Genomic DNA, 12,749 nt, shown 5'->3' with positions numbered 1-12,749 from the left:
ATATGCGGTTTGCGACATTGTGCCGCGCAAATGCGGTGTGGCCCATTATTGCGGAAACGGGCGTGACAGAAAGGCCGATCCCGCCCAGCCAAAGCGCCATGGCAGATCGATGGCCCGGCGGATGCCGATGCGCGGGCCGGTGATGATTTCGGGGCTGAAAGCCGGGGAAAGCGACATATGGGCGGTGCCGAAGGGCTGGCCGTCATGGCTGCGATCCACCGCCAATGCCTGCGCCAGCCGCCCCGGCCCGGTGGCCAGCAGTCCAGGGCTTGTCAGTCCGCGTCGCGCGGCCATCAGATCCATCCCGTCCACGGGTTCCATGGCGCGCAGCAGGACCGCCTCACCGGGCAGGCAGACCACGTTCAGGCACCAATGTATGCCGTAGCAGAGATAGACATAGGCCCGCCCGGCCGGGCCGAACATCGCGCCATTGCGCGGGGTCGGGCCACGAAAGCTGTGGGAGGCGGGATCGTCGCGGCGATAGGCTTCGGTCTCGGTGATCAGGCCAGCGCTTTGCCGCCCGTCAGCCTTGGCAATCGCCAGTCGCGCCCCAACCAGATCGCGGGCCACATCGGGGGCAGGGCGGGCGAAGAAATCGACCGGGAAATCAGGTTGGATCGGGAAACTGTCGGCCATGATCGGGGAAGGCCCATGTTGCTGTCTGGCGCATATCGCCACTGGCCCATATCGCCACTGGCCTGTGACGCTTTCTGGCAGGAGTTCAGATCAGGGCGATGCCGATCAGGGCCCAGATACCGGAACCGAGCGAGACCGAGGGCAACAGCCACCAGCCCGAGGCCATCTGTCGCTTGTGTGCCACCTGCTTTGACTGGATCACGATGAACTGCCCCACTATCTGCCCGCCGGGTGTTGCCACCAATCACGGGCATTGTTTCCAGAATGTGAACGCAACTCGGGCGTTGCGTCAACATCGACTCTGGTCGCAAACCGTTGCGAAAGGGTTAAACAAAGCAGTTTTTCGGATTTCTGCCGCCTATCCGGCCAGATTGGGCACAAGATCGCTTGCCAGCCCATCTGCCGCGCGCGACAGGCCCGGTGCCAGCGGGAACAGCACGGCCTGCACGGAATGGTAGATATCGGGCTTGCCGTGGAATTGCCGCGCGGTCGGGCGATCCTCGGCATCGAGTTCGGGGAACCACCCGCCGCGCGCATGGTCGATCAGATGCGCATCGGCAAAGGCCCAAAAACGGCGATACCAGACTTCATCCTCGGGGCGGCGATCCAGCTTGATCAGCGCAGCCAACGCGCCAATCGCCTCGGTCACCGGCCACCAATAGCGGTCGGGCACATCGACCGTGCCGTCAAAATGCAGCGTATAGGCCAGACCGCCGCGCGGCTGCCAGGCCGCCAGCGCGGTCTCGATCAGGGCGCGGGCCCGCGCGGGCGTGCCATCTGCCGGGCGCCCGGCCAGATCCCACCATTGCAGGGCCAGCCTGCCGAACTCAAACGAATGGCCCGGCGTGGTGCCGCGCGGGCGGAACATCGGATCGCCCGCATAGGCGCGGTCGGGCTGCCAGTCGGCATGGTAATGTTCGGGGATGCGCCAGCCTTCGGCTGCGGCCATCCGGGTCAGGAAGAAATCAAGAATGCGCCCTGCGCGGTCGAGATACACCCGATCGCCCGTCGCCTCATAGGCGGTCAACAGCGCTTCGGTCGCGTGCATATTTGCATTCATGCCGCGATAGTCGGAAAACGGGGTCCAGTCGCGGTTGAACTCATCGGCGAACAGGCCGGGGCCGTCCTCCCAGAAATGCCGGTCCAATTGCTGCCAGACATCGGCAATCAGACGGTCGGCATCCGGGTGCCCGGCGATTTTGGCCGAGGCCCCGGCCAGAAGCACGAAGACGTGGCCATAAGCCAGCTTGCGGCCATCGGCCACCTGATCGCCCGCCATGCCCCAGACATAGCCGCCATGATCGGGGTCGCGGTGATGCGACCACAGGTAGTCCATGCCCTGATCGACGATCTCGCCCGCGCCGGGCAGGCCTGCGGCGATGCCAAGCGCGTAAGAATGCACCAGCCGCGTGGTGGTGTGCAGCTCTTGCAGGTCGGATGCCAGTGGCGCGCCCGTATAATCCAGCACATGAAAACCGGGGGCTGCATCGGGATAGCGCCTGGGGCTTGCCGCAAAGAACGCGAACTGCCGCGCCGCATCTGCCCGTAGAAAGGCGCGATGCGCGGGGTGGTCAATCCAGAATCCGTCGGCATCCATCGGGCCAGGGTAAAGTCGGGTCATATGCGGCACCTCCGGCGCGGAGAATGGCGCAGCTTCAAGGCGCTCACAAGCGGCAAGCCGCCGCTCACATTTTGCGGAACGGGGCTGCACAAAGCCTTGTGTGCGATTATATTGCGGGCATGAACCGTCGCACCGCGCTCCTTGCCCCGTTCGCCCTTCTGGCCTTCGCCCTTCCCGCGCAGGCCGAGAAGATCTCGCTTGCCGCGATTTCCAAATATCTCAACGGGCTGAAGACAGCCGAGGCGGATTTCACCCAGATCAATGCCGATGGCACCATTGGCACCGGGCGCATCTTCATCAAGCGCCCGAACCGGGTCCGCTTTGAATATGCGCCGCCCGACCGCAATCTGGTTCTGGCCTCGGGCGGACAGGTCGCGGTATTCGATGGCAAATCGAACCAGCCGCCCGAACAGTATCCGCTGAAACGCACACCGCTGAACCTGATCCTGGGGGCCAATATCGACCTTGGCCGCGCCAAGATGGTGGTGTCGCACAAGGAAGACGGCAACAAGACGCTGGTGCGGGCGCAAGATCCCGAACATCCCGAATATGGCTCCATCGATCTGGTCTTCACCGCCAATCCGGTGGCGCTTCGGCAATGGGTCATCAATGACAATGGCGGATCGCAGACCACGGTGATCCTGGGTGATATGCAGATGGGCAAGGATTACCCGCCCTCGACCTTCACCTTTGAGGCCGAGATGCGCCGCCGCGAGAAATAGGCCAGCCCTCCGCGCGCCAAAAACGCCGCCCCCTGGGGCGGCGTTTTGATTGATGGGCAGGTCTGACAGGCGGGGGAGGGCTTACCGCCCGCAGGCCGCCAGTTGCACGGCATAGCGCTCGGACCGCTGTTGCACGCGGTTTGACACATCCACCAGCCAGGACTTCGCATTGTAGCTGCCCTTGGCAAAGCCGGTGCGGCCCTCGTGATAGGCCAGATACTGGCTGCGGGCATCGAGCTTGGAAATGCCGAGGCGTTGTTCGGAGCCGTGCATATACCAACCCATGAAATCCGTCGCATCCTGGATGCTGTCGCGCTTGGCGCGGCGATTGCCGGTTTCCTGCTGATATTCATCCCAGGTGCCATCCAGCGCCTGACTATAGCCATAGGCCGTGCTTTGCCGCCCCATCGGGATGATGCCCAGCACGAAACGGTGCGGGGTCTTGGCATTGCCCACGAATTTGCTTTCCTGGTGGATGGTTGCCATCTGCACATGCACCGGCACGCCCCAGCGACGTTCGGTCGCCTTCATGGCGCGGTAATATTCCGGCCGCTCGCGCAGCAGCGCACATGCGTCATCCAGATTGCGCGGCGCCGAAAAATTGCTGCCCCCCCCGCAGGAGGCCAATAGCAACAGAAGTATCGACGCACGGAGAAACCTGCTCATCTGCCCCTCGCGTGTCTTGTTATTAGCGGTGAGGATAGGGCAAATTTCCGACCGTGGAAATGGGGGGCGACCGCCGCCCGCATCAGAATTGCGCGAGGTGCCGCCGCCTGTGGCCCGGTGCCTTTGGCATGTCCGTCAGCTTGACCAGCAGGGCGCATTTGTCGGGCTTCGCCGCACAGACTGTTTCCCGCGAATCACCCTCGCGCCGATAGACGGCAGGCCCGGAAGGGAATATTAGGATTGCGGGGGACTGATCGATGATGAAAACGCAAGCCAAATACCATCTCGGACAGGTGCTCCGGCATCGCAAGCACACGTTTCGCGGCGTGGTCTTTGACGTGGACGCCATGTTCTCCAATACCGAGGAATGGTATGCCGCCATCCCCGAGGATAGCCGCCCCGATCGCGATCAGCCATTCTATCACCTGCTGGCCGAGAATGACCAAAGTTTCTATGTGGCTTATGTCTCGGAGCAGAACCTGATCCCCGACGAGACCGGCGAGCCGGTCGATCACCCGGATCTGGGCGATCTGTTCGGGGATTTTGAGGATGGCCGCTACCCGTTGCAGTTTAATCTGAACTGATCTGCCTCAATAGCCAAGCGCGCAGCCATCCTTGCGCGGGTCGGATGCCGCTTCCAGCACGCCGGAGGGATGCAGGACAATGGCCTGTGCGCCCCCGATAGGTTCATCCGACGGGACCGGCCTATGGCCAAGGGCACGCAATTCCTCAAGGATTTGCGGCTTGTATCCATGTTCCACCTTGAAGCCGTCTGCGCCGGCAAAGCAGCGCGGCGCGTCGATGGCGCTTTGCAGATCCATGCCGTAATCGCGCAGATTGCTGACCAGCCGTGCATGTCCGCAGGGCTGATAAGCCCCGCCCATCACGCCAAAGGGCATCGTCACGCGGCCACCTTCGGCCAAGATGCCGGGAATGATCGTATGCATCGGGCGCTTGCCGCCTGCGGCCTCATTCGGGTGGCCCGGTGCCAGGCTGAACCCCGCCCCCCGGTTCTGGAAATTGATCCCGAACCGGCTGGAGGCCAACCCCGCGCCAAAGGCCCAGAAGATCGAATAGATCAGCGACACCGCCATGCGGTCGCGGTCGACCACGGTGATATAGACAGTATCCTTGTGCACCGCCTCGGCCAGCGGGGTCGGGTCGGGCAGGGCGCGGCGCGGGTCGATCAGGGCCGCCAACCGCGCGGCGGTTTCGGGCGCGAGCAAGTGGTCGATCCGCGCAGTCGGGTCGGCAATGAAGCGGTTGCGCGCGTCATAGGCCAGTTTCGCCGCCTCTGCCTCCAGATGGGCGCGGGGCGCGCCGAAGGGATCAAGGCGTTTCAGGTCGAAATGGCTGAGGATATTCAGCATCAAAAGTGCTGTTGCGCCCTGGCCATTCGGCGGGTGTTCGATCAGGTCAACGCCCTGATAAGACGCAGAAATCGGCGTGGTCCAGTCCGATTTCACTGCCGCCAGATCGTCAAGGCTGTGGCCGCCGCCAAGGGCACGCAGCGAGGCGATCATATCCTCGGCCACCTCGCCCTCATAGAAGCCCGCGCGCCCCTCGCGGGCGACGCGGCGCAGCACCTCGGCCTGGCCGGGGGCCCGGAAGATCTGGCCGGTTTGAGGTGCGGCCCCATCCAGCAGGTAAAACTTGCGGGCATCACCTTGCAGCACGGCGGCATCGCCCGCCCAGTCAAAGGCCACGCGCGGCGCAACCGGCACGCCTTCCTCGGCATAATGGATGGCAGGGGCAAGGATCTCGGCCATCGATTTTTGGCCAAAGCGATTGTTCAGGGCCAGAAAGGCATCCATCGCGCCGGGCAGGGTAACGGTGTCGATGCCATGGATCGGCATCCGGTCCAGCCCCTTGGCACGCAGATTGTCGGCAGTCAGCGCGGCGGGCGCGCGGCCTGATCCGTTCAGCCCGATCACCTCTTCCGATCCGGCGGGTTTCAGCAGCACGAAGCAATCGCCACCGATCCCGGTCATTTGCGGCTCGCAGATCCCCAGCAGCACCGCCCCCGCAATCGCCGCATCAGCGGCATTGCCCCCGGCCTGCAGCACATCCAGCGCAACCTTTGCCGCCAGCGGATGCGAGGTGGCACAGGCACCATTGTTGGCAAAGACGGCCGAACGGCCCGGGCTTTGGAAATCGCGCATCATATCCCCCCTGATCTTGGAGAGGTTATGCAGGCCGAGCGGGCTTGGGAAGGGTCAGAGCCTCGGCACCGCGATCTGGGTGGGGGCATTGCTCGCGGTGCCGAGGGAAGCCTTATGCAGCTACATCCCCTTCTTGACGCGGATCCGGGGCCGATTTGCGGGCGAATTCAGGTCTTTTCGTGGCAGCGTATCGATTTGCTGGAAAATTCGGCATCAATCCGGCGGATTGCCGGGAACGAGGAAACAAAGCTCATTCTGGCCCTCATCGCGGCGATAGCACAAATCTGCGGTCAGGGTGCGAATCAGGAACCAGCCGAAGCCGCCCTCGGGCAAGTCGCAATCGTCAAAGGCGGCCAGTTGTCCGGGGGGCAGTTGCAGATCGGGCAGCGGGCAGCCGCTGTCGCGCAACTGGCATAGCAGCCCTTCGGGGCGCAAGGACAGTTCCAGCCGGATCTGGCCCGTCGTTCCGGCATAGGCATGTTCAACGATGTTGTTCAGCGCCTCTGCCAGAACGATCTCGATCCGGCCTCGCTGATCGGGGGCGAAGCCCTGCATCAGCGCCGCTTCCTGCAGGCAGACCAGCGCGTGACGCACCGCCAGCGGGTCGCTTTCGACAAGAATGGTCAGGTCGGCCATGGGCATGATCCCTGAAATGAACAGCATTCAACCCACATGCCGAAGCGGTTCGGGCAGGTCGGGATGAATGGTGAAGACCGAATCCATCCGGGTCAGGCGAAACACCTTTTCGACAGTCGGGGTCAGGGCCGCGAGTTCCAACCTGCGGGGGGCCAGCAATTTCATCACCGCGACCACCGCCCCAAGGCCGGAGCTGTCCAGGAAACCGACACGCGACATATCCAGCAAGACCGGGATGCGGGCTGCGTTGCCATCCACGCCGCCCGGAGGGGCGGAAAGCTCACGCATCCTGTCCTTGAACTGGATCGCGCCTGCCGCATCGATTCGTTCTGACAGCACCCGCACCAGCAGCAGGTCGGGGGTTGGGATCGCTTCAAGGTCCATATGCGCTTCCTTCTGCCGGTCAGGCTTGCAGGCTAGGCTCCGTTCGTTAGCATTCGGTAACCGTCGATGCTTTCGGTGGCAGAAAAAGGACGATCACGATGGATTATGCCGATCTCGCGGCGCGTATTGAGGCGCTGTGCCATGGCGAGACCGATACTGTGGCACTGATGGCGACCGTGGTATGCGAATTGCATCACAGCCATCCGTTTTGCGATTGGACCGGGTTCTACCGGGTGACCGCGCCAGAGGTTTTGAAGATCGGGCCCTATCAGGGCGGCCATGGCTGCCTGGTGATCCCGTTCGCGCGTGGGGTTTGCGGGGCGGCAGCGCGCAGCGGCAGGGCGCAGCTTGTCCCGGATGTGGAGGCCTTCCCCGGCCACATCGCCTGTTCCTCTTCGACCAGATCGGAGCTGGTGATCCCGGTGCGCAACGGTGCAGGACAGTTGCTGGGTGTGCTTGATCTGGACAGCGACACCGAGGCGGCCTTTACCGAGACCGATCTGGCCGAGCTATCCGCGATCCTGGACCGGGTCTTCCGCGATGCCGTCTGAACATCTTGGCAGCTGTCTCTGCGGGTCGGTGCGCTTTGCGATCATGGCACCAATGCGCGATGTGGTGATCTGCCATTGCCGCGAATGCCGGAAGCAATCCGGGCATCTCTGGGCCTCGACCGGGGTGCCGCTCGATCAGTTTCGCCTGACCGATGGCAAGGGATTGGTCCGGTATCAGGCGACCGCACAGGCAAGGCGCGGCTTTTGCGGGCAATGCGGGTCGTTCCTGTTCTGGGAGCCTGCGGGGCAGGGGCGCATCGCCATCGCCATGGGCGCGCTGGATGGCCCGAGCGGGCTCGGGATCGAGGAACATTTCCTGACCGAAGACGGCAGCGATTATGATCCGGGCAGCACCGCGCGCCATGATCCACCGGGCGCGACCTTGCAGGTGGCTTGCCTGTGCGGCGGCTGTGCCTTTGACGCGCCGGCACCGGCCGGCCCGATCACCGCCTGTCATTGCATCCAATGCCGCAAGCTTTCTGGCCATTTTGCGGCCAGCTTTGAAGCAGATGAGGCTGCCCTTCACTGGCACGCAGACAGCACGCTGCGGGTGTTTCACGGGCCGAAGGGATCGGCGCGCGGATTTTGCGGCACCTGTGGTGGCAAGCTGTGATTCCGGACGGCCGATGGTGCCTTTGCCATCGAGGCAGGCGCGGTCGACGGCGCGACGGGCGGCCGCATCACCGCGCATATCCATCTGGCCAGCCGGGGCGATTACGATCCGCTGCCCAAGGGGGGTGCGCTGTTTGAGGGCGACCTTCCTGCGGGCCACGGGGCTTGATCTTCTACGCCGCGCGGAGGCCCTGCCCCCGGAGGGCTTGATCTTTCGTGCCGCGCACAGGCCCCGCCCCCCGGGGCTTGATCTTTCGCGCCGCGCACAGGATTGTCGCGCCAAACCCAAATCCAAGTTCCCCAGCCCGAGACGCATATGATCGACCTTCTTGCCCTTGTACCTCCTGCCGAACTGGTGGCCTTTCTGGCCGCGGGGATCGTCTTGAACCTGACGCCGGGGGCGGATGTGATGTTTGCCACCGCCTCGGGGCTTGCAGGCGGGCCGAAGGCGGGTGCTGTGGCGGGCCTTGGGGTGGGGCTTGGGGGGCTGTTCCATGTCTCGCTCGCGGCCATCGGGGTCAGCGCGCTGCTGGCCGCGCATCCGGCGGCGTTGACTGGGCTGAAATGGGCGGGCGCGGGCTATCTGCTTTTCCTGGCCTTCAAAAGCTGGAATGCGGGGGCATCCGCGCCGGGCAAGGGGGTCGCCCATCCGGCACGGGCGCTGTGGCGCGGCTTTGTCACCAATGCGCTGAACCCCAAGGTCGCGCTGTTCGTGCTGGCCTTCCTGCCACAGTTCACCGACCCGGTGCGCGGCCCGGTCTGGCAGCAGATCCTTGTTCTGGGGGCAGTCTTCACCGCAACCGGCATGGTCATCACCAGCGGCTATGGGCTGGTCGCCGGGTTGGCGGGGCAGGCGCTGGGCCGCCGCATGGGCGCGCTGAACAAGATCGCGGCGGTGCTGTTCGGCGGTCTGGCCGCGCGGATGGTCTGGGAATGACCGGGGCCGACCGCTGATGCCACCTTATGCCTATAACCCACCCGATGTGCCGCTGCAGATCCTGCATCATGACGGCGCGATCTTGATCGTCGACAAGCCTGCGGGCCTTCTGTCGGTGCCTGGCAAGGATCCGGGCAAGGAAGACTGCCTGATCGAACGGCTGCGCGGCCCGTTCCCCGAGGTGCTGCTGGTGCATCGTCTGGATTGCGACACATCCGGGGTGATGGTCTTCGCGCTGACCAAAGCGGCGCAGGCCCATCTGGGACAGCAATTCGAGAAGCGTCAGACCAAGAAGATTTACCTCGCGCGCCTCTGGGGCCTGCTGGAGCCGAAAGAGGGCCAAGTGGATCTGCCGCTTTGCGTCGATTGGCCGAACCGCCCGCGCCAGCATGTGAACCATGAAAACGGCAAGCCCGCGATCACCGATTGGCGGGTGCAGCGCCATGATGGCAAGACGACGCGCGTGCGCCTGATGCCGCTGACCGGGCGCAGCCATCAGTTGCGGGTGCATATGCTGTCGCTGGGGCATCCGATCCTGGGCGATCCGATCTATGCGACAGGTGAGGCATTGGATTATCCGCGCATGATGCTTCATGCCGAAAGCCTGCGACTGCGCCACCCGGAAACCGGCAAAAGCCAGACCTTCAATGCGCCGGTGCCGTTCTGACGGCAGGCGCGCGAAGGTCAGGACGGCGAGTATTCTTGCCGCCCAGAATCCGGGGGACGCAAGATTCCCTGGCACAACCATCAGCGCCACATCTATCCGCACCGCAGCCGAACGCGCCGGGAGGCATGGCCCCCGGCGCGTGTGATGCTTGCGCAATCTGACTTGAGCGGATGAAAACCCTGCCTGCGCGCCCTATTTGCGCAGACGTAGCGCAAGGATCAGCCCGCCCGCAAAGGCCGCCATCATCGCGGTGCCGGGCGCTTTCGCGATGGCATTGGGCACGGCCCCAAGGGCGGCTGCGGCCTCGGCCTCTACATTCATGCCGGGATTCAAACCATAGCCAAGCCCGCCAGGGCGGCGGCGCGGCGGGCGCGCGATCAACAGCACGATCAGCGCCAGCACAAGGAAGCCGCCGCCAAAGGCCAGCGCGGTGCCGGCAGGCCCCAGATGTGGCAGCGTGACGATAAAGCCCGCCGCCACCACAAATCCCATGGCAATCAGGCCAAGAAAGCCCGCAACCGCGATCAGCGCCGCGCGCTTTGCGGCATCCGCCGCCGATTTCGCTGCCTGACCGGCGGCGACCGCCATCAACAGTTTCAGCATCACCGGCGTCCAAGCAGCAGACCAAAGATCAGACCGGCCCCGGCGGCGATGCCAAGGGCGGTAAACGGATTGTCACGCACATAAAGGCGGGCGTCTTCCATGCATTGTTCCGCGCTGTCCTGGAGACCCTCCATCGCGGCCTCGCCACGCGCACGCAGTCGTTCGGCGCCGGCTTCGATATTCTCGACAAAGGCCGCCTTGTTGGAGCTGGCGGCATCGCCCATCGTGCGGGCAAGCTGGGCGAGTTCCTCGCGAAGTGTGGCAATTTCGGCCTCAAGCCGGGCATTGTCTTGGGCTGCGGTCTCTTCGGCGCTGCTGCGCGGGGTGCGGGCCATGGTCATCATCCTTCGTCAAATGGCGGCAGCGGCGGCGCGATTTCGCGCCCGGCTGCGGGCGGGTTTTGCGCGCGGGGCCTCTGGCAGAGGCCGCGGCTCTGTAAGGGAAAGCATTTCGGCGATGGCCGGTTCCATGGCGGTCACAACAAAATCCGCGCCGATCGCCTCGGCCTCGGCGATCTTGTCCGGGGCCACGCGGTCCACCATCAGGGTCTCGGCGCTATCGGCCAACGCATCGGGCATGTCCCATAGCACGACACCAACCCGCAGATGCGGCATGGCGCGCTTGAGCCGCCGCAGATGGAGCAGCGTCAGCCGCGACGGTGCGGGATCGAGGAAGTTCAGCACGACCGCATCGACCGATCCGGCGTCAAGGGCTGCCAGCCTGGCCGGTGCCAGATCCTGATGGCCAAGCGCGCGGGCCTCTGCCCCTTCGGCGATCAGGGCCTGCGCCAGCATGGCGGCGGCCACGTCATCCAGCGCGGAACGCCCGCCAAAGCTCAGCACCCGGCGCGGTGTCGTCGGGGCATTCTCGGGGGTGTTGGATGCGGGGCCCAACTCTGCGGCTTCTTCCATCGCGACGGTCTGCAAATCCTCGACCATCGCCATGGCGGTGGTGGCCAGCCGGTCTTCCTGCTGTGCATTCAGCACGCCGCGCGACCAATCGGCTTGCGCGAGGATCAAGGCCGGCAGGGCGGTGTCGCGATAGTAATCCGACAGCCAGTCCTCCTCCAGCGCCTCGGCGGCGCGGAAAGTGCTTTCGACCGTGTCACCGGCAAGCCAGCGTTGGTAAAGCCGTGCATGTGGGGCCAGAACCGGCTCGTCGCCGAACAGGATGTCGAACAGCGCGAATTGCGGGATGTGGCGGCCCAGAACCACAAGGCAGACCGTCAGCGGCGTGGACAGCACAAGGCCAAGCGGCCCCCAGATCCATGTCCAGAAGATTGCCGAAACGATGATGGCCAGCGGCGACACGCCGGTGCGCGATCCGTAAAGCCATGGCTCGATGATGTTCGATGTGGCCAGTTCCACCACGATGAACAGCGCGGCAGTCCATAAGAGCGTGTTCCATTCCGGGCTGACCGCAAAGGCCAGAAACAGCGGAAACGCCGCCGACAGGACCGAGCCGATATAGGGCACAAAGCGCAGGACCAGCGTCAGAAGGCCCCAGAGCAACGCATTGGGCACCCCGATCAGCCATAAGCCGAGTCCGATGGGGATGGCATAGATCACATTCACCAAAAGCTGGATCAGCAGGTAATTGGTCACCCGGCTGCCCGCATCTTCCAGCACCTGTGTCGTGCGGTGCAGGTCGTTCGATCCGGTCAGGCGGATGAAGCGGTCGCGCAGGTCTTCGCGTTCCAGCAGCATGAAGATCACCACCACGACGACAAGGCCGGTGGTGGCCAGCGGACTGACAATAGGCATCACCAGATTGACCAGCATGTCCAGCGGGCTTTGCCGCTCGATCACCTCGACCTGCATCGGACCATCGGGGCGCGGTGCGGAATCGCCATTGGCTCCGGTTGCGTCATCGGCTGGCAGCGCATCTCCGATCTGATGGTTGATTGCGGCGGCCATATCGGTCAGCCGCGCCACCAGCCCGCTATCACCGCCCTGTTGCTTCAGCCCGTCCAGCTTGACGAGAATATTGTCCTGAAACGTCGGCAGATCGCGCGCCAGTGTGGAAAGCTGGCTGGCCACCAGCAACGAAAATGCTGCGATGATCGAAAAGGCCAGAAAGGCGACCACCAGAACCGACGCTGTCAGCGGCACGCCGCGCTTGCGAAACCATGTGACCGCTGGGGACAGCGCGAAAGTCAGCAGCATCGCAATGGCCAGCGGCAGAAACACCTCTTGCCCCAGATGCAGCACCGCCGCCACGACGGCGATGGTGGCCAGGCGGGGCAGGGTGATGCGCCGGGTCTGTGGAACCAGATCATCGTCAACAGGACTTGGGCGGGACGGTGCGGCATCAACCATGGCAAAGACTCGTCATCAAAGGTGGGACCGGCGTCATGAAGGGCGGGACCGCTGAATGGCCGGTTTGAACCAAGACCTGGGTCGTGATGCCGGGGCCAGACGACGGGGACGGCTGTGAGGGAAATGGCTGTGGGGGCGGCTGTGACGGGGAAACCCGTTCAGCCTGCGCCGAAATCCGGGGCCTGTCCAGATCATCGGCCTGGCCCGCAAAGTTGAACCGGAAAGCGGCACCTG

At 64.3% G+C, this 12,749-nt stretch carries 15 protein-coding genes; 6 read left to right on the top strand and 9 right to left on the bottom strand.

Going from position 1 to position 12,749, the window contains the following annotated elements:
• Positions 1 to 45 precede the first annotated feature (45 nt).
• The gene (locus GBJ34_RS03080) at positions 46 to 636 is read right to left on the bottom strand and encodes a DNA-3-methyladenine glycosylase (protein WP_151717787.1); all 591 of its coding nucleotides are present in this window, start codon (positions 634 to 636) and stop codon (positions 46 to 48) included.
• A gap of 358 nt (positions 637 to 994) precedes the next feature.
• Entirely contained in the window at positions 995 to 2,257 is a 1,263-nt protein-coding gene (locus GBJ34_RS03075) for an AGE family epimerase/isomerase (protein ID WP_151717786.1), read from the bottom strand.
• A 119-nt stretch (positions 2,258 to 2,376) separates the two neighbouring features.
• Between GBJ34_RS03075 and GBJ34_RS03070 the strand changes: the two genes are divergently transcribed.
• Complete coding sequence (locus GBJ34_RS03070; protein WP_151717785.1) at positions 2,377 to 2,979, top strand: LolA family protein; 603 nt, start codon at positions 2,377 to 2,379, stop codon at positions 2,977 to 2,979.
• 81 nt (positions 2,980 to 3,060) lie between these two features.
• Here GBJ34_RS03070 and GBJ34_RS03065 read toward each other — a convergent pair whose 3' ends face one another.
• The gene (locus GBJ34_RS03065; RefSeq protein WP_151717784.1) at positions 3,061 to 3,645 is read right to left on the bottom strand and encodes a transglycosylase SLT domain-containing protein; all 585 of its coding nucleotides are present in this window, start codon (positions 3,643 to 3,645) and stop codon (positions 3,061 to 3,063) included.
• Between the two features lie 257 nt (positions 3,646 to 3,902).
• Here GBJ34_RS03065 and hspQ point away from each other — a divergent pair, with 257 nt between their 5' ends.
• Positions 3,903 to 4,229, top strand: coding sequence for a heat shock protein HspQ (gene hspQ / locus GBJ34_RS03060; protein ID WP_151717783.1), 327 nt, complete (start codon positions 3,903 to 3,905; stop codon positions 4,227 to 4,229).
• Positions 4,230 to 4,235: 6 nt separating this feature from the next.
• Here hspQ and GBJ34_RS03055 read toward each other — a convergent pair whose 3' ends face one another.
• The 3 genes from GBJ34_RS03055 to GBJ34_RS03045 form a co-directional block, all read right to left on the bottom strand.
• Positions 4,236 to 5,807, bottom strand: coding sequence for a gamma-glutamyltransferase family protein (locus tag GBJ34_RS03055; RefSeq protein ID WP_151717782.1), 1,572 nt, complete (start codon positions 5,805 to 5,807; stop codon positions 4,236 to 4,238).
• Positions 5,808 to 6,020: 213 nt separating this feature from the next.
• Positions 6,021 to 6,443, bottom strand: coding sequence for an ATP-binding protein (locus GBJ34_RS03050; protein WP_151717781.1), 423 nt, complete (start codon positions 6,441 to 6,443; stop codon positions 6,021 to 6,023).
• Between the two features lie 27 nt (positions 6,444 to 6,470).
• Positions 6,471 to 6,827 (bottom strand): STAS domain-containing protein, encoded by a 357-nt coding sequence (locus tag GBJ34_RS03045; protein ID WP_151717780.1) that lies wholly within the window; start codon positions 6,825 to 6,827, stop codon positions 6,471 to 6,473.
• 98 nt (positions 6,828 to 6,925) lie between these two features.
• On the opposite strand from GBJ34_RS03045, the gene GBJ34_RS03040 reads away from it, so the two are divergent.
• The 4 genes from GBJ34_RS03040 (at position 6,926) to GBJ34_RS03025 (ending at position 9,594) form a co-directional block, all read left to right on the top strand.
• A complete protein-coding gene (locus tag GBJ34_RS03040; protein ID WP_151717779.1) occupies positions 6,926 to 7,378 on the top strand; it encodes a GAF domain-containing protein in 453 nt (150 codons plus the stop codon).
• Entirely contained in the window at positions 7,368 to 7,991 is a 624-nt protein-coding gene (locus GBJ34_RS03035) for a GFA family protein (protein ID WP_151717778.1), read from the top strand. The genes GBJ34_RS03040 and GBJ34_RS03035 overlap by 11 nt, the downstream gene beginning before the upstream one ends.
• 315 nt (positions 7,992 to 8,306) lie before the next feature.
• On the top strand, positions 8,307 to 8,927 hold the full coding sequence (locus tag GBJ34_RS03030) for a LysE family translocator (RefSeq protein ID WP_151717777.1): 621 nt from the start codon (positions 8,307 to 8,309) through the stop codon (positions 8,925 to 8,927).
• 16 nt (positions 8,928 to 8,943) lie between these two features.
• Entirely contained in the window at positions 8,944 to 9,594 is a 651-nt protein-coding gene (locus tag GBJ34_RS03025; RefSeq protein WP_151717776.1) for an RluA family pseudouridine synthase, read from the top strand.
• Positions 9,595 to 9,786: 192 nt separating this feature from the next.
• Here the strand turns inward: GBJ34_RS03025 and GBJ34_RS03020 are convergent, their stop codons facing one another.
• From GBJ34_RS03020 to GBJ34_RS03010, 3 genes are read right to left on the bottom strand one after another with little or no spacing between them, the layout of a single operon-like run.
• Positions 9,787 to 10,197, bottom strand: a complete 411-nt coding sequence (locus tag GBJ34_RS03020; RefSeq protein ID WP_151717775.1) for a hypothetical protein — start codon at positions 10,195 to 10,197, stop codon at positions 9,787 to 9,789.
• On the bottom strand, positions 10,197 to 10,532 hold the full coding sequence (locus tag GBJ34_RS03015) for a DUF883 family protein (RefSeq protein WP_192931089.1): 336 nt from the start codon (positions 10,530 to 10,532) through the stop codon (positions 10,197 to 10,199). The genes GBJ34_RS03020 and GBJ34_RS03015 overlap by 1 nt, the downstream gene beginning before the upstream one ends.
• A gap of 15 nt (positions 10,533 to 10,547) precedes the next feature.
• Positions 10,548 to 12,515 (bottom strand): AI-2E family transporter, encoded by a 1,968-nt coding sequence (locus GBJ34_RS03010; RefSeq protein WP_151717773.1) that lies wholly within the window; start codon positions 12,513 to 12,515, stop codon positions 10,548 to 10,550.
• Between the last annotated feature and the right edge of the window lie 234 nt (positions 12,516 to 12,749).

The organism is Gemmobacter serpentinus (assembly GCF_008973825.1).
Taxonomy (GTDB): Bacteria; Pseudomonadota; Alphaproteobacteria; order Rhodobacterales; family Rhodobacteraceae; genus Gemmobacter; species Gemmobacter serpentinus.
The sequence above is the reverse complement of the archived record's forward strand: the minus strand, read 5'-3'. Positions and strand labels throughout refer to the sequence as shown.

What these genes read in the sequence shown, in the direction of transcription:
- GBJ34_RS03080 (WP_151717787.1), bottom strand. Translation starts at nt 636, where the DNA reads ATGGCCGACAGTTTCCCGATCCAACCTGATTTCCCGGTCGATTTCTTC.
- GBJ34_RS03075 (WP_151717786.1), bottom strand. Translation starts at nt 2,257, where the DNA reads ATGACCCGACTTTACCCTGGCCCGATGGATGCCGACGGATTCTGGATT.
- GBJ34_RS03015 (WP_192931089.1), bottom strand. Translation starts at nt 10,532, where the DNA reads ATGGCCCGCACCCCGCGCAGCAGCGCCGAAGAGACCGCAGCCCAAGAC.
- GBJ34_RS03045 (WP_151717780.1), bottom strand. Translation starts at nt 6,827, where the DNA reads ATGGACCTTGAAGCGATCCCAACCCCCGACCTGCTGCTGGTGCGGGTG.
- GBJ34_RS03035 (WP_151717778.1), top strand. Translation starts at nt 7,368, where the DNA reads ATGCCGTCTGAACATCTTGGCAGCTGTCTCTGCGGGTCGGTGCGCTTT.
- GBJ34_RS03065 (WP_151717784.1), bottom strand. Translation starts at nt 3,645, where the DNA reads ATGAGCAGGTTTCTCCGTGCGTCGATACTTCTGTTGCTATTGGCCTCC.
- GBJ34_RS03030 (WP_151717777.1), top strand. Translation starts at nt 8,307, where the DNA reads ATGATCGACCTTCTTGCCCTTGTACCTCCTGCCGAACTGGTGGCCTTT.
- GBJ34_RS03055 (WP_151717782.1), bottom strand. Translation starts at nt 5,807, where the DNA reads ATGCGCGATTTCCAAAGCCCGGGCCGTTCGGCCGTCTTTGCCAACAAT.
- hspQ (WP_151717783.1), top strand. Translation starts at nt 3,903, where the DNA reads ATGATGAAAACGCAAGCCAAATACCATCTCGGACAGGTGCTCCGGCAT.
- GBJ34_RS03050 (WP_151717781.1), bottom strand. Translation starts at nt 6,443, where the DNA reads ATGGCCGACCTGACCATTCTTGTCGAAAGCGACCCGCTGGCGGTGCGT.
- GBJ34_RS03040 (WP_151717779.1), top strand. Translation starts at nt 6,926, where the DNA reads ATGGATTATGCCGATCTCGCGGCGCGTATTGAGGCGCTGTGCCATGGC.
- GBJ34_RS03025 (WP_151717776.1), top strand. Translation starts at nt 8,944, where the DNA reads ATGCCACCTTATGCCTATAACCCACCCGATGTGCCGCTGCAGATCCTG.
- GBJ34_RS03010 (WP_151717773.1), bottom strand. Translation starts at nt 12,515, where the DNA reads ATGGTTGATGCCGCACCGTCCCGCCCAAGTCCTGTTGACGATGATCTG.
- GBJ34_RS03020 (WP_151717775.1), bottom strand. Translation starts at nt 10,197, where the DNA reads ATGCTGAAACTGTTGATGGCGGTCGCCGCCGGTCAGGCAGCGAAATCG.
- GBJ34_RS03070 (WP_151717785.1), top strand. Translation starts at nt 2,377, where the DNA reads ATGAACCGTCGCACCGCGCTCCTTGCCCCGTTCGCCCTTCTGGCCTTC.